The organism is Achromobacter sp. 2789STDY5608615, from assembly GCF_001298995.1.
Taxonomy (GTDB): domain Bacteria; phylum Pseudomonadota; class Gammaproteobacteria; order Burkholderiales; family Burkholderiaceae_B; genus Achromobacter; species Achromobacter insuavis.
On record NZ_CYTY01000005.1, the window covers coordinates 26,885 to 46,051 of the forward strand.

Below are 19,167 nucleotides of genomic sequence, written 5' to 3' on the forward strand. Positions count from 1 at the left end.
ATCCATCAGAAAATATTGCCTATCCCGTTCCATGTCATGGGCTTTCTGCATTACGGTCTTTTGTGATATCCCCCCTTTTATTTTTACCAGCGTATCGACGCCCGATTCATCAGGGGGGGCATACCTGAGCGAAAAGGAATCATCACGCCCTTCGAACGGATTGCCACGAGCCCCCCCCACTGAGGCATGGACTCCACCGTCTCTCGAAACTTGACACTAAATCCGAATCTATAAGCGAAATCATCGGGTTGAGACAAAATCAATTTACCAATCTTCTTGTAAATATCCATTGCCGAACTACCCCTCCCCACTTCTGCTCTATACATGGATTGCAACTGGGCAACGAACGCCTCGGACTGTCGCCTATCGATAACTTCACTTTCAGGGGTTACAAGTACTCTCGTGGTCGTATAATAAGTCGGCCCTCCATAGATGGCCTCTGTGCAATCATGCGCAGGAGAGTATCCGCTATTAAAAGCCATAGTCTCAAGGCGCTGAAACCGCTCTTCCTCAGTATAGTTTCTATCAAATCGAGCCAACTCAGTTGGTGTCCAGCACGCTAACAAACTGAGATCAGCGTCCTCGTCCGCTTCTTTATTTGCCAGGACCAATGCCTCATCGGACAGAATCACGGCTTTCGATTCCGACGGGCTTTCAAGATGATTCTCTTTAACCGAACCCATGACGTCGGTGAAAGTAGATTCATCAGTCACATCCGTAGCGAGGCGCGTCGACGGATCTTTTACTCCGAGCAGAGCGCGAGGGCCAACTAGCGTTGAAGTAGATATCTTCATTGAAAACTCCTGCGAGAAATTTTATCTTCCAATTTAAAACAGCGAGTAGTCCTCGCGTTGCTTTATGAGAAAGGCGTGATACCAAAAGGGCAACACGCGAGTGGATCTCCAGGTGTTGGCGGCTTTAATGCGTGGATCATGGCTTACACAGAAGTTGACGATGCCGATCTGCCGACGTGACTTCCGAGCACCCAGCAAATAGATGAATAACCTGGGCCCAGAGCACCACACAGAGCACAAGGTGGGCCGCCCATGCCATAGGCACCGCTGGCATGCGTAATATGAAAGTTGGGTGCTGAGCGCGTTGCACATGCGATTTGCATCGGCTCACAATACCCATATCGCACCCAACATGCTCGACAGCGATTTATCGCCAGATCTGCGATAAGTCGCTATCGCTTAGGCTTACTTAATCGTTGTAATACACCACCATCGTGGCGAGGATGTAACGGGGATATGGACCGAGGCCGGTACCGGTATATTTCACAGTAAACGGCTTATCTGCCAACTTGCCATTAAACATTGTGAAGACTCTCCCGTCATAGGCTATCGGATAGCACTCGAACGATCCGTTATAGCAAAGGCTCATCGATACATTTGCCTGCGAGCTATCTTGAAGCTGGACTTGCACACCAGTGATAGTCTTTCCCACAGGCGAAACCATGAAGTTGCTGGGTTGATACACAACCGTGGCGGTTTCTCCTCTTCTCGACACATAATCGCCACTCTTATAGGTGGACCACACATAATCACCGGCAAACGCGCTGCCGGAGAAAAAAAGCGAAGTAATAACCAATGCGCGCAGCAATGGGGTTTTCATGGTATCTCTCCAGGGCTAGGTATGAAACTACGCATCAATCACCGATTGATGCCCCCTTAGATGACTTGCTTTCAGCTTGACAACATACGGGGTGGACAGGTTGACAACCTGCACATCAATTTGAACGCAGCAACGGCGTCGTTTATTGCTATTTTGGGAACACGCGTTACCGTATCGGTCAGAAAAATATGGTTTTTACCCTAGCCATAAAAAGCTATGGTCAGCCGAATACCCACGAAGCGCTACGCCAAGCGGGGTTCGGGCTGACCATCTCATTAGGCTCGGCAAATCCCTCTGCCGACGCCTTTCCGAAAAATGCGACGTGCGCATTTTTCGGAAGAACCTGATCTACACCCGGCGACCTGCGGGTTTCGACTTAAGGTTCACTTTCCCATACAGCAGGTCCATCAGTTGATGCTGCCTGTCTCGCTCCATATCATGTGTTCTCTGTTGCAGCTTGTTGTGCGAAAACCTATCCTTCATTTTTGTCAACATCGCGACATCCGATTCGTCTGAAGCAGCATGACTACGGGTAAACAACTCACCGTGCTGCCGTTCGACCGGGTTAGCACGCCCTCCCCATTGCATGGACTCCACCCTCTCGCGAAACGTGACACTGAATCCGAACTTATAAGCAAAATCATCCGGCTGAGACAGAATCAATTTTCCGATCTTCTTATAGATATCCAGCGCTGAGCTGCCCTTGTTCCTTTCGGCCTTATACATGGATTTCAACTGCGCAACGAACGTATCCGATTGCCGCCTATCGACAATTTCACTTTCTGGGGTAACCGGAATCCTCGTAGTCGCATAGTAAATCTGGCCACCATCTGCAGTAAGCTCACTGCAATCGCATCCTGGCGAATATTGACTGTTAAAAACCATAATATCCAGTTCCTCGAGCCGCTCGCTTTCCGTATAGTTCCTGGTGAAGCGCGCCAGCTCAGCCGGTGTCCAGCACGCCAGCAAGCTAAGATCCGCATCCTCATCTTCGGTCTCCTGGCTTGACAGCGCCACCGCCTTATCAGACAAGGCCACAGTCTTCGATGACGGAGGGCTTTCGAGATATTTTTTCTCCGCAGAACCCATGACTTCGGTGAAATGGGGTTTCCCATTCGCGTCGTTAGTGAGCCGGGCCGACGAATAGTAGCAACCGAGCGGGTCGCTCGGACCAGACAACGTTGAATTGGATACTTGCACAAGCAGCTCCTGATTGATTCAGACCATTGATGCCATCGGCATCTCGCCCAAAGACGGTACAAATGGCAGGGAATTGGGTCTTTCCAATCTAGAGCAGTTCGTGACCTAGCATGTTGCCTTATTGGAAACGTGCTGGACCGAAAAGGTAATGCATGGGCTCCCAACTCGAAGGCAATGACCGCCGACGACCGGTCGAGCATTGCCAAGCAAGGTACGATTGCCGGAATCGGACGCCCCAAGCAGCGCGCAGGTTTCACCGGGATGGATCTCGAGCGTCATGTCGCACAGTACGCTTAAGGATTGATCGCCCATGCAATAGACATGACTGAGATGTCTGATTTGAATAAGCGGATCACCCGACGTCTCTGGAATCCGCATCAGTCATATAGTCAAGAACAGGCTCGAATAGATTTATAGCGACTTATCGTCGGATCCACGATAATTCGCTACCCAAGGATTTAGTTAATCGCTGTAATAAACCACCATCGTGGCAAGGATATAACGCGGATACGGCCCAACGCCGGTACCTGTATATGTCACCGTAAATGGCTTATCTGCTGGCTTACCGTTAAAAGCTTTGGAGATTTGCCCATCATAGGACAACGAGACACAATCAAGCGGGCCGTTGTAGCAAGCCCGCATCGACACGTTTGCCTGGGGACTATCTTGAAGCTGGATTTGCACGCCGGTGATTGTCTTTCCAGCTGGGGAAATTAGAAAATTACTAGGTTGGTACACAACCGTGGCGGTTCCTCCTCTTCTTGATACGTAGTCGCCACTCTTATATGTTGACCATACATAATCACCAGCAAACGCGGTGCCCGAAAACAAAATTGACGTAATCACCAAAACACGCAACAACCGAACTTTCATAAAATATTTCCTGAGGTATGTGAGCTACGTATCAATCAGCAACTTATGCCGACTTCACCATGACACGACTTATGCTTCGAGAGCTTGTTCAACAGGCAGGGTGAGAAAATTGACGGCCCACATCTCAATTTGAGCTCAACAACGACCACATATATTGCAATTTTTAGAACACACATGACCAAATCGGTCAGACAAAAATCACCCGAATAGTGGCGAAAAAAATACTCGATGAAACTCATCGAGTATTATTCCTAACGGAGCACTCCCCCGAAAGGCGTTCCAGGGTAAGTATTCCAGATTGATGACCTACGCCCGGTGACCTGACGCAGGTTTCATCATAGGGTTTCCCATTCCGTACAGCAGGTTCATCAGGACATACTGCCTATCCTGCTTGAGATGATCTGCCTTCTGCAGCAAAGCATTGCGCGAAAGTCCGGCCTTCATCTGCATCAACTTTTTTTCAATCTTTGGCTCGCCAGCATGGTCAAACTTAGGGGAAAGCGAATGGCTACGTCCTTCAGGTGAGTTGCCATACGCCTCTAGTTGAGACATAGCATCCAATCTCTCGCGAAATTTCACCGTGAGTCCAAATTTGTCGGCAAAGCCGTCCGGCTGAGACAAGATCAATTTCCCGATCTTCTTGTAAATATCCATTGGTGAACTACCCTTGCTAATTTCAGAGGCATACATGGCTCTCTGTTGAGCAGAGAATAGATCGTGCTGCCGTTTATCAAACGCCTCACTTTCAGGCGTGACCGAAATTCTCGTAGTGGAATAATATGTTGGACCTCCGCACATCGCCTCACTACAATCATAGATGGGCGAATAATAGCTATTGAAGACCATAATATCGAGTTGGTGATACTGCTCGGCCTCTGTGTAGTTATTAGCAAAGCGTGCCAACCCAGCAGGTGTCCAGCACGCCAACAAGCCGAGATCCGCATCCTCAATTTCCGTTTCTTGACTTGACAGTGCCAGGGCCTTATCAGAAAAGTTCACCACCTTCGGCGCTGCTGGACTTTCGAGATATTTTTGCTTCACCGAACCCATGATTTCGGTGAAGCAGGCTTCACCGTTTTTTTCGCTGGTGAACTGCGTCGACGAATAGTTGAAACCGAGCGGGCCGCTCGGACCAGATAGCGTTGAAGTGGATACTTGCACAAGCAGCTCCTGATTGATTAAAACAATTGATGCCACGGGCTTCTTTTTAAAAAGCGCTACAAAGGCAAAGAATTGGATCTTTCAATCTAGAACGGAGAATGGTCCATCACGTTGCCTTATGAGAAACATGCGGGACCCAAAAGGTAACGAGTAAATGTGTTCGAGCTGGGTTCACGCGCCGATGCTTGCCGTCTACCGCGCACGGGAAGGTGGGAAGGTGCTGTCTTCGCGCATGACAATCACCCGCTCAACGAAGCGCGTCACGTTCTGGCGTGCGACGCGGGTTGAGCGCAGGAGCCAAGTCGTCAACGCCGCCGGCTCGGCCAGCGGGCGGCTGAGGATGCCGAGTTCCCAGTTTGAAAGGGCCTGGGAAGCGCCCACCAGCGCGAGGCCGACGCCAGCGGCCACCATCGAAAGCATGAGATAGGTCGATTGCACCTGCGCCGCCACGAGAGGTTGGGCCGAACCCTTACTGATCAAGCGGTCGATTTGCCGGCGGCATCCCTCGCAATACTTCGGATCGCCAAGCACCAGGGGATGCCTGAGAACCTCGCTCAATGGAATCACTTCCATCGCCAGCAGCGGGTGGCCGGTGGGGAGAATCACATGGATCGGGTCTTGCCAGGCTCGTTCAGCCACGATGCCGCGGCCCACGTGGTCGGATGGCGCAAAACCCAGGTCGTAAAGGCCTTGGTCCAGGCCTGCGAGTTGCTGGGCGAACGGCACCTCCGAAAAATGGATGACCACGCGCGGCTCGTCCGCGCGGCAACCGGCCATCAACGCGGCCAATCGCGTCGGGTTCATTCCTTCTGACAGGGCAATATGTAGCGCGCCGCGATTGCCAACAGCCACGCCTAGGACGCTGTCGCGTGCATGGCCGATTGCACTGAATATGGCCGGGATGTGTTCCCGTAGCGCCTCCCCCTCCGGCGTGAGCAGGGTGCCGCGGTTGGAGCGCACAAAAAGAGACACCCCCAAGGTGGTTTCCAGCGATTGAATCGCGCGGGACAGCGGCGAGATTTCAATATGCAGCCGTTCGGCGGCGCGGCGATAGTTCAACTCGTCGGCCAACACAGCGAAGTACTTCAGCAGTCGCAAATTCATTCTGAGCATTCGGTGATGGTGATCGGCCGTTTCAGTGAACGTGATCAGTCTGGCGGGGGGGGTATTGCGCGGTCAATAGATTGTAGCGACGGCCTTCATGATTCAGCGTCGGCTGACGCTGCTTTCCGTCTTCTATTGCATCGGGTGAAACCGTCCGAATCTGACGGCATGGGCGACGATTCGAAAACAGGCCGAAGTGCTGCGGGTCAGTTTGCGAACTGCCCGTGCCGATATCGAAGTTGATGCTTGGATCGAACGCGATCCGGTTTCAACGCTGGCGCCGGCAATATCGTTCGCCGACGCCAGGGCATTTTTTCAGGGCGCTATCGGCGCGATCCCATCATCGGCCGCGCCCGCGCCAGAACCGGCCATGACGGCAAGATCATCCCCCCCCAACGCCTGATAAACCTTCACCTGATTCACCAACCGATTCAACGCATTCTCATCCCGCGCGATCTCCGCCGTCCGCCGCTTCTCCTGCGCATCCAGCCAGAACCGCAACGACACCGACCCCGCGCGGTAGCGCACCTCGTACAGGCGCTCGGCTTCCCGCGCCGCCTTCAGCGACGCCTCCAGCTGCTCCGCCTGCAGGCGCAACTGCGTCCGGTTCGACAGCGCGTTCTCCACATCCGCCATCGCCTGGTACAAGGCCTGCCGGAAGCTCACCACCCGCTCATCGAAATCCGTGCGCGACACCTTCAGATTCAGGTTCAGGCGGTTGAATTGCAGGAACGGCAGCGTCAGCGCCCCCGTCAGCGTGCCCACCGGGTTCTGCAGCACATTCGACAGCGTCGGGCTGGTGCTGCCCAGCGCGCCGGTCAGGTTCAGCGTCGGATAGAAGCTCGCGCGCGCGGCGTCGATGTTCGACAGCGACTCGCGCAGGCGCAGTTCGGCGGCGCGCAGGTCGGGGCGGCGGCCCAGCAGTTCGGCCGGCACGCCTTCGCGCGCCTGCGGCAGCGGGTATTGCGGCAGGCGTTGCGGATCGGCCATGACGCGGTCGGGCGGGCCATCGAACAGGATCGTCAGCGCATTGACGTATTCCACGCGCTGCTGCACCAGCAGCGCGTGCGCCGCCTGCTGGCTGGCCACGGTCTGCTCGGCCTCGGCCAGTTCCAGCGCCGAGGCGCCCCCGGCGGCGTACTGCGCGCGCACCAGGTCCTGGGTCTTGCGGGCGTAGGCGATGCTTTCCAGGCTGCTGGCGATGCGCTGGTTGATGAAGGCCGTCTGCCAGTACAGCGTGGCCGTGGTGCCCACCAGCGACAGCGCCGAACTCTGGCGGTCCTGCTCGCTGGCCAGCGCCTCCCATTCGGCGGCGTCGAGTTGGCGCGACAGCTTGCCCCACAGGTCCACCTCGTAGCCGATCGACAGTTCGGCGCTGTTGGTGCGCGTGATCTCGCGTTCGCCGCGCAGATTGCGCGTGCGCGTCACGTTGCCGGTGCCGGACAGCTGCGGAATCAGCTGGTCCTGCGCCAGGCCGGCCTGCAACTGGGCGCGGCGCACGCGGATGGCGGCGGCGGCCAGGTCGTTGTTGCGGGCCAGCGCGCCGTCGACCAGGCCGTCGAGCGCGGGGTCGTTGAAGTTGCGCCACCAGGCGCCGCCGGCGGCCAGCGCGTTGGCCGGCGCGTCGGCGCCGGCGCCGTGGCTCCAGGCGGCCGGGGCCTGCGTCGCGGGCGTGTGGTAATCGCTCTTGAGCAGGCCGCCGCAGCCGGCCAGGGCCAGCGTCAGGGCCAGCGCGGCGGGGTTGCAAATCAGGGAAACAGCTTTCATCATCCTCATTCCCGGGCCAGGGCCTCGACGGGATCCAGGCGCGCCGCGTTGCGCGCCGGCAAATAACCGAACAACACGCCGATCAGCGTCGAGCAGGTGAAGGCCGCCACCATCGACGCGGTCGAATAGATCATGCGGAACGAGCCGCCGGTGGCCTTGGACACCAGCACGCCCAGGCCCAGCGACAGCGCGATGCCCACGGCGCCGCCGATCAGGCAGACCAGCACCGCCTCGATCAGGAACTGCTGCATGATATCGCTGCGCCGCGCGCCCACCGCCATGCGCACGCCGATCTCGCGGGTGCGCTCGGTGACCGACACCAGCATGATGTTCATGACGCCGATGCCGCCCACCATCAGCGAGATCAGCGCGATCAGCGACACCAGCAGCGTCATGGTCGCGGTGGTGCGCTCGATGGTCTTGCGGATCGCGTCGGTGTTGAACACGAAGAAGTCCTTCACCACGTGGCGGCGCAGCAGCACCTTGGTGATGGCCTGCTCGGCCGCCGCCGGCGGCGCGGCGTCGTTGACGCGCACGGTGATGCTCTTGAGATGCTGCTGCCCCAGCACGCGCGACAGCGCCGTGGTGTAGGGGATCCACACGTTCAGGGTCTCGTTGTTGCCGAACACGGTGTCGTTCTTCTTGGTGACGCCGATCACCCGCGCCGGCATCGACCCCAGGAACACGATCTGGCCGATCGGATCGGTGTGCGAGCCGAACAGCGTCTTGCGGGTGCTTTCGTCGATCACCACTTCCTGGGCGCGCCGCGCCACGCTGGTCGTGTCGAAGAACTTGCCCTGCGCCAGCTTGACCGCGCGCACGCGGAAATACTGCTCGCCCACGCCCTGGATCGAACCGTTCACCGCCACGTTGCGATAACGCAGCGTGCTGCTGGTGGAGACTTCGGGCGTGACGCTGTCCACATACGATTCGCGCGACAGCGCCTCGGCGTCGGCTGGCACCAGGGTGCGGATGTTGACGGCTTTCTCGTCGCCGAAGTCCTTGCCCGGGAACACCTCGACGGTGTTGGTGCCGATCTCGCTGATGTCTTCCAGGATCTTCTGGCGCGAGCCTTCGCCCAGCGCCACCACCGACACCACCGCGGCGATGCCGATGATGATGCCCAGCATGGTCAGCGAGGTGCGCAGGCGATGCGCGTTCATCGCCAGCAGCGCCATGCGCAGCGCTTCGCCGCAGCGGTCCAGGTAGGCCTGCCAGGCCGGCCGCGGCGGCAGCGGCGCCGCCTCCTCGCGCTGCGCCTCGATGCGCGGGGCGTCGGGATTGCGCTGGTCCGAGACGATCTCGCCATCGCTGATCTCGATGATGCGCTGCGCGTGCCGCGCCACGTTCATGTCGTGGGTGACCAGGATGATGGTGTGGCCGGCGGCGTTCAGCTCCTCGAGGATGCGCAGCACTTCCTGGCCGGTGTGCGTGTCCAGCGCGCCGGTCGGCTCGTCGGCCAGGATGATGTCGCCGCCGTTCGTCAGCGCGCGGGCGATACTCACCCGTTGCTGCTGGCCGCCGGACAACTGCCCCGGCCGGTGGCCGGTGCGTTCGCCCAGCCCCAGGCGCTCCAGCAGCTCGGCGGCGCGCGCCAACCGGGCCTCGCGGCGCTTGCCGGCGTAGACGGCCGGCACCTCGACGTTGCCCTGCGCCGTCAGGTCGGACAGCAGGTGGTAGCGCTGGAAGATGAAGCCGAAGTGCTCGCGGCGCAGCTCGGCCAGCTCGTCCGGATCCAGTTCGCCCGTGCTGCGGCCGCTGACGCGGTAGTCGCCGCTGGTGGCGCGGTCCAGGCAGCCCAGGATGTTCATCAGGGTCGACTTGCCCGAGCCCGACGCGCCGACGATGGCGACCATCTCCCCGGCCTCGATGGTCAGGTTGATGTCCTTGAGGACGGCGATGGTCTGCTCGCCCGCGGGAAACTCGCGCCGTACCCCGGACAGCGAAATCAACGGTTCGGCCATGTCAGCGTCCCGCTGCGGCGGCCACCGGCGCGGCGTCGGCCGACACCACGCGCTCGCCCACCTCCAGGCCTTCCAGCACCTGCGCCTGCACGTTGTTGTTCATGCCGATCTTGACCTGGCGGGTGTCGGTCTGGTTGTTCTTGCCCACCACCCGCACGGCGTAACGGCCGTCCTCGCCGCGCTTGCCCAGGGCCGAGGCCGGCACCACCACGGCGTCGCGCGCCTCGCCCAGCACGATCGACACCTGCGCCGTCATGGAAATGCGCAGCTTCTCGTCCGGGTTGGGCACGTCGAACAGGCCGTTGTAGTAGACGGCCGCGCTGGTGGACGAGGAGCTGGAGGAGGTCAGCGACGAGGTGGCGTCGTCCTTCTGGATCGAGTCGGGCGCCGGTTCCACCGCGCGCAGGGTGGCGTGGTAGCGCTGGCCGGGCTCGCCCAGGATGGTGAAGTACACCGGCAGGCCCGGCTTGACGCGGGTCACGTCGGCTTCGGAGATCTGCGCCTTGATGGTCATGGTGGCCACCTGGGCCACCTTGATGATGGTAGGCGCGCTCTGGATCGAGTTGACGGTCTGGCCTTCCTTGGTCACCACCGCCACCACCACGCCGTCGATCGGCGAGACGATGCGGGTGTAGCCCAGGTTGACCTTGGCGGTATCCACCTGGATCTCGGCCTGCACGATCTGCGCGTCGAGCGAGGCGATGTCGGCGCGCGTCACGCCCAGCGTGGCCTCGGCCGACTCATAGGACTCGCGCGAACTGGCGTCGGCCGCCAGCATCTGGCGCTGGCGGCGGAAGGCCAGCTCGGCCTGCTTGAGGGTGGCGACCTTGGCCGCGCGCTCGGCGCGGCGGGTCTGCAGCGCCGCCTGGGCGTTGCGCAATTCGTTCTGCTGGGTCAGGTCGTCGATTTCGGCGACCAGCTGCCCCTTCTTGACCCGGTCGCCCAGCGCCACCTTCAGCGATTTCAACTGGCCGCTGGCCTGCGCGCCGACGCTGACGCGCTCGACGGCGTCCATCGTGCCGCTGGCCAGCACGCTGTCTTCGAGGTTGCCGCGGACGACTTCGGCCACGGCGAAGGTGGGCGGCGGCGGCGACGAGAAGAACGCGGCGCGCACGCCGAAGGCGATGAGCAGGAGAACGACGGCGATCAGGACGTAACGCTGGACTTTGCTGCGAGGCTTTTTCATTGAACCAGTTCGGATGGGGCGGCGGATGCATCGTCCGCCACTCGAATAACTCAGTACGGATCGGGCCGGGGATACCTGCCCAGACTGCCCGCACATCCTAAACGGCGGGGAGCGCCAAAGCATGGCCAATCTGTGGCGAAAGGGTGAAAAACGGTAAAGCGGGCTTGCATTGGCCCTGACAATGGAACGATTGTTCCGTTGCATCGACGATACATCTGCTGCAGCGCACGAATGACCGCCCCATGCCGCGAACGTGACGCCATCTTGCCCCATCCCCATCCCAGTTGGTCCATAGATGGCGCCTATCTTGTCGCCACTATCCAAACCCGATTGCGGCGGCGCAAAAAAACGATGCCTCGACATAGCGCGACGATAGGGACAGAATGAATGCAGTTAAGCCGTATCCGTGTCCAATTCGCCCCCCTCCCCCTCTTCAAACAGCGCCGCCCCGGAGTTTTCCGGGGCGGCGCTGTTGTGCGTGCTGGCCATGCTGAACCACGTGGCGCTGACGGGGGGACGGATCACCGTCTCGCTCACAGCGCTGCAGATGGGCCTGTCGACCTTCAAGGTCGGCACGCTGGTCGCCGTGTTCGCGGTGCTGCCGATGCTGTTCTCGGTGCGCGCCGGCCGCTGGGTCGACCGGGTCGGCATCGTCCGCCCGCTGGTCACCGGCACCACGCTGGTCGCTGTCGGCACCGCGCTGCCCTTCCTGTCGCAGACCCAGTTCGCCTTGTTGGTTGCATCCTGTTGCATCGGCATCGGCTTCATGCTGCACCAGGTCGCCACCCAGGACCTGCTGGGCCACGCCGAGCCGACCCAGCGCCTGCGCAATTTCTCGCTGATGTCGCTGGCCCTGGCCGGCTCGGGTTTTTCGGGCCCGCTGATCGCCGGCCTGGCGATCGACAACCTGGGCACCCGGCTGGCCTTCGGCCTGCTGACGCTGGGGCCGCTGCTGTCGGCCGGCGGCCTGTACATGCTGCGTCACCAATTACGCGCGGTGGATTCGCAACTGGCCGGCGCCAAGGAAGCCGAACGGCGCCGCGTCACCGAATTGCTGGCCGTGCCCGCGCTGCGCCGCATCCTGATGGTCAACACCATCCTGTCGGGCGCCTGGGACACGCACCTGTTCGTGGTGCCGATCTTCGGCGTCGCCATCGGCCTGTCCGCGACCACCATCGGCATCATTCTTGCCTCCTTCGCGGCGGCAACGTTCATCATCCGCTTGGTACTGCCCTTCATCCAGCGCCGGGTGCGGTCCTGGACGCTGGTGCGGGTGGCCATGGCCACGGCCGCCATCGACTTCATGCTTTACCCGCTGTTCACCGACGTTAGCATCCTGATCGTGCTGTCCTTCATCCTGGGACTTGCGCTGGGATGCTGCCAACCGAGTATGCTGTCATTGCTGCACCAGCATTCGCCGCCGGGCCGCGCCGCCGAAGCCGTGGGCTTGCGGATGGCGCTGATCAATGGCTCGCAGGTCTCCCTGCCGCTGACCTTCGGCGCGCTGGGCGCGGTCATCGGCGTCGCCCCGCTGTTCTGGGCCTATTCCGTGGCCCTGATGGCCGGAGGCTGGGCCAATCGCAACCCCCCGCTCGAATCTGACCGGAAACCGTAGTCGTGAACATGCAGTCCCCCCCCTCCCGTGGCCGGCGCCAGCCTGCCATTCCGCCTGTGGACGCCCGAAGAGCGGCAAGCCTCGCTGCGGACCGCCCTGGAACACTGGCGCGACGGCGAGGACGTCTGGGTATATGGGTACGGGTCACTGATCTGGCGTCCCGATTTCGATTTCGAGGAGCGCCGCCTCGCCACCCTGCGCGGCCACCACCGCGCGCTGTGCCTGTGGTCGCGGGTCAACCGCGGCACGCCGGAATGCCCCGGGCTGGTGTTCGGCCTGGATCGCGGCGGCTCCTGCCGCGGCGTGGTCTACCGCCTGTCGGGCAGCCAGGTGCCGACCTATTTCCCGGCCCTGTGGGACCGCGAGATGTCCACCGGCGCCTACCTGCCGCGCTGGATCAACTGCAGCACCGAGGACGGGCCGGTGCGCGCCCTGGTCTTCATCATGAACCGCGACAATCCGGCCTACATCCGGGCCCTGCCCGAGGCCGAGTTGCTCGCCATCGTGCGCCGGGCCGCCGGGCGCTACGGCCCCTGCACCGAATACGTGGTGCAGACCGCCCAGGCGCTGCGCGCTGCGGGCATCCACGACGCCCGCCTGGACGCCATCGCCCGGCGCCTGGAACAGGACAGCCACACCCTGCCCGAGGGCGCCTGAGGCCAGCCTGGCGCCAGACCGCCAGGCCCTGCCGGCAGGCGCCAGGGGCATCCCGGCGCAAAAACTTGCCCGGGCCCTGCGCGGGGTCAATGAAGGGTGGAGTTCTTCGGCGGTATAAACTGCTTGTTATCAACGCTGAATCACTCGCCCCATGTCTGTCTCCGATCTGCGTCAAAGCTACGAAAAGAACGTGCTGCTGGAAAGCGAGGCCGCCGCCTCCCCGTTCGAGCAGTTCACCCGCTGGTTCGACGAGGCCCTGGCCGCCAAGGTGCCCGAGCCCAACGCCATGACCCTGGCCACCGTCGACGCCGACGGCCAGCCCAGCGCCCGCATCGTCCTGATCAAGGGGTTCGACGAGCACGGTTTCACGTTCTTCACCAATTACGAATCGCGCAAGGGCACCGACCTGCTGGCCGAGCCGCGCGCCTGCCTGCTGTTCTTCTGGCAGCCGCTCGAGCGCCAGGTGCGCATCGAGGGCGTGGTGGAAAAAGTGCCGGCCGAGGAATCGGACGCCTACTACCACAGCCGCCCGGCCGGTTCGCGCATCGGCGCCTGGGCCTCGCGCCAGAGCCAGCCCATCACCCGCGCCGAACTGGAAGCCCGCGAGCAGGAATTCCGCGCCCGCTACGGCGACCAGCCGCCGCGCCCGCCGCACTGGGGCGGCTACCGCCTCAAGCCCACCGCGATGGAATTCTGGCAAGGCCGGCCCTCGCGCCTGCACGACCGCCTGCGCTACGTCGCCGACGGCCAGGGCTGGAAGATCGAACGCCTCTCGCCTTGACGCCGCCGGGCGCCGTCCACGGCGCCCGCCCCATTTATCACTTGCATGCCAGCCTCCTCCCCTGATTTCGACGCTGCCTTCTTCCGCACCGCGCTGGGCCGTTACGCCACCGGCGTCACGGTCGTGACCACCGCCGACCTCGATGGCGCCCCCATCGGGCTCACGGTCAGTTCGTTCAACTCGGTGTCCCTGAATCCGCCGCTGGTGCTGTGGAGCCTGTCGCGCAATTCCTCGTCGCTGGCCGCCTTCGAGCAGTGCCAGCGCTATGTGGTCAACGTGCTGGGCGCCGAGCAGATCGCGCTGGCGCGGCGTTTCGCCACCGGCAAGACGCCCGACCGCTACGCCGGCCTGACCGTGCACCACGCGCCGGGCGGCACGCCGATGCTGGACGGCCATTGCGCCGCCTGGTTCGAATGCCACAACCGCAGCCGCTATGTCGAAGGAGATCACGTTATCATGGTCGGAGAAGTCGAACGTTGCGGGTATAACGGCGAGCCGCCACTGGTCTTTCATGCCGGCGGGTTCGACCTGACGCCGGCCGGCGCCCGCGCCGGAGGCAAGGTCTCGTGAGCGCCGACGTCGATTGCGTCGTCATCGGCGCCGGCGTGGTCGGCCTGGCCATCGCCCGCGCGCTGGCCCAATCCGGCCGCGAGGTGCTGGTGGCCGAGGCCACCGAGGCCATCGGCACCGGCACCAGTTCGCGCAACTCCGAAGTCATCCACGCCGGCATCTATTACCCGGCGGGCAGCCTGAAGGCCCGCCTGTGCGTGCGCGGCAAGCACCTGCTGTACGCCTATTGCGCCGAGCGCGGCATCCCGCACAAGCGGCTGGGCAAGCTGATCGTGGCCACCAGCGCGGAACAGGCCGCCCAGCTCGAAGGCATCGCGCAGCGCGCCCGCGCCAACGGCGTGGACGACCTGCAGTTCATTTCCGGCGAAGACGCCATGCGGCTGGAGCCGGCGCTGCGCTGCACGGCGGCGCTGGTGTCGCCATCCACCGGCATCGTCGACAGCCATGCGCTGATGCTGGCCTACCAGGGCGACGCCGAGAATGCCGGCGCGCAGTGCGTGTTCCATACGCCGCTGGTGTCCGGCCGGGTGCGCCCCGAAGGCGGCTTCGACCTGCAGTTTGGCGGCGATGACGCCATGAACCTCAGCTGTAACGTGCTGATCAATTCGGCCGGCCTGCAGGCGCCGGCGCTGGCGCGTCGCATCGATGGCGTGCCGGCCGCCAGCATCCCCACCGATTACCTGTGCAAGGGCAGCTATTTCACGCTGTCCGGACGCGCGCCGTTCTCGCGCCTGATCTACCCGGTGCCGCAGCACGCCGGCCTGGGCGTGCACCTGACGCTCGACATGGGCGGTCAGGCCAAGTTCGGCCCCGACACCGAATGGATCGGCACCGAGGACTACACCCTCGACCCGGCCCGCGCCGAGGTCTTCTACGCCGCCGTGCGCAGCTACTGGCCGGCCCTGCCGGACGACGCGCTGGCGCCCGGCTACACCGGCATCCGCCCCAAGATCTCCGGACCGCACGAACCCGCCGCCGACTTCGTCATCGCCGGCCCGGCCGCCCATGGCGTGCCCGGCCTGGTGAACCTGTTTGGCATAGAATCGCCCGGCCTGACCTCCAGCCTGGCGCTGGCCGAGGAAACCCTGGCGCGGCTGGCCGACGACGCTTCTTCCCATCCTTCCCACTGAATCATGCAGCACAACGACTACATCCTGACCCTGTCCTGCCCCGACCGCACCGGCATCGTCTTCCGCGTCAGCGGCCTGTTGTTCGAATTGGGTTGCAACATCCTGGATTCGCAGCAATTCGGCGATGACGAGACCGGCCGCTTCTTCCTGCGCGTGCACTTCGACCTGCCGGCGGACGCGTCCCCGGACGCGCTACGCGCCCGCCTGGACGAGATGGCGGCCGAGTACGGCATGGAACTGCAGCTGCACGACGCGCGCCGCAAGGAACGCCTGCTGATCATGGTCAGCAAGCAAGGCCACTGCCTGAACGACCTGCTGTTCCGCGTGCACAGCGGCCAGCTGCATGCCGAAGTGGCCGCCATCGTCTCGAACCACAACGACTACGCCAGCCTGGCCGCGTCCTACGGCATCCCGTTCCATCACCTGCCCGTGACGGCCGACACCAAGGCCGAACAGGAACAGCAGGTGCTGGCGCTGGTGGACCGCTACGAGATCGACCTGGTGGTGCTGGCGCGCTACATGCAGATCCTGTCGGCCGACATGTGCCGCGCGCTGAACGGCCGCGCCATCAACATCCACCACAGCTTCCTGCCCAGCTTCAAGGGCGCCCGCCCGTACCACCAGGCGCATGCGCGCGGCGTCAAGATCATCGGCGCCACCGCCCACTTCGTGACCTCGGACCTGGACGAAGGCCCGATCATCGACCAGGACATCGAGCGCGTCGACCACACCATGACGGCGCAGGACCTGACCCAGGTCGGCAGCGACATCGAGTCGCTGGTGCTGTCGCGCGCCGTGCGCAGCCACGTCGAGCACCGCATCCTGCTGAACCGCAACAAGACCGTGGCGTTCCGCTAGGGCCGGCGCAGAGCGCCTGCCGGTGCGGAAACCTTAGGCCAGGAACTGGCGCTCGACCAGCGCCAGCGCCTTTTCCTGCAGCGGCGAACGGTCCTCGTCCGGCCAGATCACCTGGCTGACCGAGCGCGCCTGGTGCTCGAAGGCGATGAAACGCGTGCCCGCCAGGCCGCTGCGCGACAGGCAGGACGGCACGATCGACACGCCCAGGCCCTGCGACACCAGCGAAGCCACGCTCAGCCAGTGGCGCACTTCGTGGCGGATCACGGGCATGAAGCCCGCCCCCACGCACAGCGACAGCACGGTCTCGTAATAGCTGGGCGAGGCGGCGCGGGCGAAAAACACGAAGTCATCGGTAGCCAGCTCCGCCAGCGCCAGCGACGGCCTGCTGGCCAGCGGATGGCTTTCCGGCAGGCACACCACGAACGGTTCGGCCAGCAGGTCGCGCGCCGCCACGCCGGCCGGCACCGGGTTGGCGTGGATGAAGCCCAGGTCCTGCTCGCCGCGCCGCACCGCCTCGATCTGGTCGTGCGAATTCAGCTCGGTCAGGACATGTTCCACGTCCGGCAGTTCGGCCCGCATCGACGCCAGCAGCGCCGGCAGGCCGCGATACAGCATCGAGCCGACGAAGCCGATGCGCAGCCGGCCGCGCAGGCCGGCGTCGACCCGCTGCACCAGCGTGCGCACGTCCTCGGCCTGGCGCAGCAGCGTCAGGGCCTCGCGGTACAGCACCTGGCCGGCGGCGGTCAGTTCGACGTGGCGGCTGGTGCGCGCCAGCAGGCGCGCGCCGACGTTGTCCTCGAGCTGGCGGATGGCGTAGCTCAAGGGCGGCTGGGAAATGTGCAGGCGCGCGGCGGCGCGGCTGAAATGGCGCTCTTCGGCCACGGCGATGAAATAGCGCAACAAGCGCGGATCCAGGTCCATCGGTCTCCTCCCGGGGCGCGCCTGCCGGCGGCGCCCGAGATCCATATTTTTATTGGATAGGTCTACACCAAAACGGTATTTGTATAGATTAATCCATCATCGCACCATGCCGGAAACTCCTCTTTTGCGCAGGATGCCGCCATGGATACCCCCGCCCAGCCCCCCCCCGTCGCCCCCACCCGCGCCACCGCCACGCCCGTCCCGGACGCGCGCGGCCTGAACCTGTTCCGCGCCGATCCGTACGCCGCGCCGCTGGCCCGGCGCTACCTGCCGGCCGCGCTGCACGCGCACCTGCTGCCGCACCTGGACCGCCTGGGCGGACTGGCGGGCGGCCTGATGGACGAACTGGCGGCCACCGCCGACAAGCATCCGCCCACCCTGTCGGTGCGCAGCCGCGCCGGCGCCGACGAGTCGCGCATCGACAAGCATCCGGCCTACGTCGAACTGGAGCGCCTGGCCTACAGCGAATTCGGCCTGGCGGCGCTATCGCATCGCGGCGGCGTGCTGGGCTGGCCCGAGCCGATGCCGGCCGCCGCCAAGTACGCGCTCAGCCACCTGTTCGTGCAGGCCGAGTTCGGCCTGTGCTGCCCGGTCAGCATGACCGATTCGCTGGCGCGCACGCTGCGCAAGTTCGGCGACCCGGCGCTGGTCGAACGGGTGCTGCCGCAGGTCACCAGCCAGGACTTCGACGCGCTGCGCCAGGGCGCCATGTTCATGACCGAGCAGGGCGCCGGCTCGGACGTCAGCGCCACCGAGGTCACGGCCCAGCGCCAGGAAGACGGCAGCTGGCGCATCCACGGCGACAAATGGTTCTGCTCCAACCCCGATGCCGGCTTCGCCATGGTGCTGGCGCGCAGTGAAAGCGAGCCCGGCCTGAAGGGGGTGTCGCTGTTCCTGCTGCCGCGCGACCTGGCCGACGGCACGCACAATCACTACCGCATCCTGCGGCTCAAGGACAAGCTCGGCACCCGCTCCATGGCCAGCGGCGAGATCCGGCTGGAAGGCGCGGTCGCCTGGCTGGTGGGCGAGCGCGGCAAGGGCTTCAAGCACATGGCCGACATGATCAACAACTCGCGCCTGTCCAACGGCATGCGCGCGGCCGGCCTGATGCGCCGCGCCGTCACCGAGGCCACCTACGTCTCGCAGCACCGCCGCGCGTTCGGCAAGCGCCTGATCGACATGCCGCTGATGCAGCGCCAGCTGGTGAAGATGACGGTGTGGGCCGAACAGGCCCGCAGCGTCATGTTCCAGACCGCCCGCGCCCTGGCGGACGCCGACCAGGGCCAGGGCGACCCGGCGCTGGCGCGCATCCTAACGCCGCTGATCAAGTTCCGCGCCTGCCGCGATGCGCGCAAGGTCACCGGCGACGCCATGGAAGTGCGCGGCGGCTGCGGCTACATCGAGGAATGGACCGAGCCGCGCCTGGTGCGCGACGCGCACCTGGGCTCGATCTGGGAAGGCACCAGCAACATCGTGGCGCTGGACGTGCTGCGCGCCATCAAGAAGGAAGGCTCGCTGCCCGCGCTGCGCCGCCATATCGACCAGTTGCTGGCCGACGGCCTGCCCTGCCCGCCCGCGCTCGCCGCCACCCAGGCCGATGCGCTGCAACGGACCTATGCGCTGGCCGAACACGCCGCGCAGGGCGACCACGCCGAACTGGCGCGCCAAGCCGCCTCGCTGCTGTACCACGCGGTGTCGATGGCGGCGCTGCGCTGGGAGGCGGCCGGCGACGGCCTGGCCAGCCGCGCGCTGCTGGCCGACCAGGT

The 19,167-nt window shown here is 63.3% G+C and carries 17 protein-coding genes; 7 read left to right on the forward strand and 10 right to left on the reverse strand.

Annotated elements, in window-relative coordinates:
• Positions 1-83: 83 nt before the first annotated feature.
• The 9 genes from AOZ49_RS32370 to AOZ49_RS05720 all read right to left on the reverse strand — a co-directional run bounded on the left by AOZ49_RS32370 (position 84) and on the right by AOZ49_RS05720 (position 10,869).
• Positions 84-794 carry a hypothetical protein gene (locus tag AOZ49_RS32370; protein WP_156355597.1) on the reverse strand — a complete coding sequence of 237 codons (711 nt, stop codon included), beginning with the start codon at positions 792-794 and terminating at the stop codon, positions 84-86.
• Between the two features lie 409 nt (positions 795-1,203).
• Complete coding sequence (locus AOZ49_RS32375) at positions 1,204-1,614, reverse strand: hypothetical protein (RefSeq protein WP_156355598.1); 411 nt, start codon at positions 1,612-1,614, stop codon at positions 1,204-1,206.
• A gap of 348 nt (positions 1,615-1,962) precedes the next feature.
• Positions 1,963-2,814, reverse strand: coding sequence for a hypothetical protein (locus AOZ49_RS05695; RefSeq protein ID WP_156351033.1), 852 nt, complete (start codon positions 2,812-2,814; stop codon positions 1,963-1,965).
• 462 nt (positions 2,815-3,276) lie between these two features.
• On the reverse strand, positions 3,277-3,687 hold the full coding sequence (locus AOZ49_RS32380; protein WP_156333568.1) for a hypothetical protein: 411 nt from the start codon (positions 3,685-3,687) through the stop codon (positions 3,277-3,279).
• 306 nt (positions 3,688-3,993) lie between these two features.
• Entirely contained in the window at positions 3,994-4,848 is an 855-nt protein-coding gene (locus tag AOZ49_RS32385) for a hypothetical protein (RefSeq protein ID WP_156333569.1), read from the reverse strand.
• A 192-nt stretch (positions 4,849-5,040) separates the two neighbouring features.
• Entirely contained in the window at positions 5,041-5,952 is a 912-nt protein-coding gene (locus tag AOZ49_RS05705; protein ID WP_054474681.1) for a LysR family transcriptional regulator, read from the reverse strand.
• 315 nt (positions 5,953-6,267) lie between these two features.
• Entirely contained in the window at positions 6,268-7,719 is a 1,452-nt protein-coding gene (locus tag AOZ49_RS05710; RefSeq protein WP_054474682.1) for an efflux transporter outer membrane subunit, read from the reverse strand.
• A gap of 5 nt (positions 7,720-7,724) precedes the next feature.
• Entirely contained in the window at positions 7,725-9,683 is a 1,959-nt protein-coding gene (locus AOZ49_RS05715) for a MacB family efflux pump subunit (RefSeq protein ID WP_054474580.1), read from the reverse strand.
• Position 9,684: 1 nt separating this feature from the next.
• Positions 9,685-10,869 (reverse strand): efflux RND transporter periplasmic adaptor subunit, encoded by a 1,185-nt coding sequence (locus tag AOZ49_RS05720; RefSeq protein ID WP_054474581.1) that lies wholly within the window; start codon positions 10,867-10,869, stop codon positions 9,685-9,687.
• A gap of 406 nt (positions 10,870-11,275) precedes the next feature.
• Between AOZ49_RS05720 and AOZ49_RS05725 the strand changes: the two genes are divergently transcribed.
• From AOZ49_RS05725 to purU, 6 genes are all read left to right on the forward strand, one after another.
• Positions 11,276-12,484, forward strand: coding sequence for an MFS transporter (locus tag AOZ49_RS05725; RefSeq protein ID WP_156333570.1), 1,209 nt, complete (start codon positions 11,276-11,278; stop codon positions 12,482-12,484).
• Between the two features lie 27 nt (positions 12,485-12,511).
• Positions 12,512-13,141, forward strand: a complete 630-nt coding sequence (locus AOZ49_RS05730; protein WP_156355599.1) for a gamma-glutamylcyclotransferase — start codon at positions 12,512-12,514, stop codon at positions 13,139-13,141.
• Between the two features lie 151 nt (positions 13,142-13,292).
• A complete protein-coding gene (gene pdxH / locus AOZ49_RS05735) occupies positions 13,293-13,922 on the forward strand; it encodes a pyridoxamine 5'-phosphate oxidase (protein ID WP_054434554.1) in 630 nt (209 codons plus the stop codon).
• Between the two features lie 45 nt (positions 13,923-13,967).
• Positions 13,968-14,492: a flavin reductase family protein gene (locus tag AOZ49_RS05740; RefSeq protein WP_054434556.1), complete on the forward strand. Its 525-nt coding sequence runs from the start codon at positions 13,968-13,970 to the stop codon at positions 14,490-14,492.
• Entirely contained in the window at positions 14,489-15,622 is a 1,134-nt protein-coding gene (locus tag AOZ49_RS05745) for an NAD(P)/FAD-dependent oxidoreductase (protein ID WP_054434559.1), read from the forward strand. The genes AOZ49_RS05740 and AOZ49_RS05745 overlap by 4 nt, the downstream gene beginning before the upstream one ends.
• A gap of 3 nt (positions 15,623-15,625) precedes the next feature.
• Positions 15,626-16,480, forward strand: a complete 855-nt coding sequence (gene purU, locus AOZ49_RS05750) for a formyltetrahydrofolate deformylase (RefSeq protein ID WP_054474582.1) — start codon at positions 15,626-15,628, stop codon at positions 16,478-16,480.
• A 33-nt stretch (positions 16,481-16,513) separates the two neighbouring features.
• On the opposite strand, the gene AOZ49_RS05755 is transcribed toward purU, so the two are convergent.
• Positions 16,514-17,401 carry a LysR family transcriptional regulator gene (locus tag AOZ49_RS05755; RefSeq protein ID WP_054474583.1) on the reverse strand — a complete coding sequence of 296 codons (888 nt, stop codon included), beginning with the start codon at positions 17,399-17,401 and terminating at the stop codon, positions 16,514-16,516.
• A gap of 141 nt (positions 17,402-17,542) precedes the next feature.
• On the opposite strand from AOZ49_RS05755, the gene AOZ49_RS05760 reads away from it, so the two are divergent.
• Positions 17,543-19,167 (forward strand): acyl-CoA dehydrogenase family protein (locus tag AOZ49_RS05760; protein WP_054474684.1); only part of this gene is annotated, 1,625 nt, incomplete at its 3' end.

Excerpts from the sequence above, each read along its gene's own strand:
- AOZ49_RS05720 (WP_054474581.1), bottom strand. The coding sequence starts at position 10,869 with ATGAAAAAGCCTCGCAGCAAAGTCCAGCGTTACGTCCTGATCGCCGTC.
- AOZ49_RS05710 (WP_054474682.1), bottom strand. The coding sequence starts at position 7,719 with ATGAAAGCTGTTTCCCTGATTTGCAACCCCGCCGCGCTGGCCCTGACG.
- AOZ49_RS32375 (WP_156355598.1), bottom strand. The coding sequence starts at position 1,614 with ATGAAAACCCCATTGCTGCGCGCATTGGTTATTACTTCGCTTTTTTTC.
- AOZ49_RS05715 (WP_054474580.1), bottom strand. The coding sequence starts at position 9,683 with ATGGCCGAACCGTTGATTTCGCTGTCCGGGGTACGGCGCGAGTTTCCC.
- AOZ49_RS32370 (WP_156355597.1), bottom strand. The coding sequence starts at position 794 with ATGAAGATATCTACTTCAACGCTAGTTGGCCCTCGCGCTCTGCTCGGA.
- AOZ49_RS05740 (WP_054434556.1), top strand. The coding sequence starts at position 13,968 with ATGCCAGCCTCCTCCCCTGATTTCGACGCTGCCTTCTTCCGCACCGCG.
- pdxH (WP_054434554.1), top strand. The coding sequence starts at position 13,293 with ATGTCTGTCTCCGATCTGCGTCAAAGCTACGAAAAGAACGTGCTGCTG.
- AOZ49_RS32380 (WP_156333568.1), bottom strand. The coding sequence starts at position 3,687 with ATGAAAGTTCGGTTGTTGCGTGTTTTGGTGATTACGTCAATTTTGTTT.
- AOZ49_RS05705 (WP_054474681.1), bottom strand. The coding sequence starts at position 5,952 with ATGAATTTGCGACTGCTGAAGTACTTCGCTGTGTTGGCCGACGAGTTG.
- AOZ49_RS05755 (WP_054474583.1), bottom strand. The coding sequence starts at position 17,401 with ATGGACCTGGATCCGCGCTTGTTGCGCTATTTCATCGCCGTGGCCGAA.
- purU (WP_054474582.1), top strand. The coding sequence starts at position 15,626 with ATGCAGCACAACGACTACATCCTGACCCTGTCCTGCCCCGACCGCACC.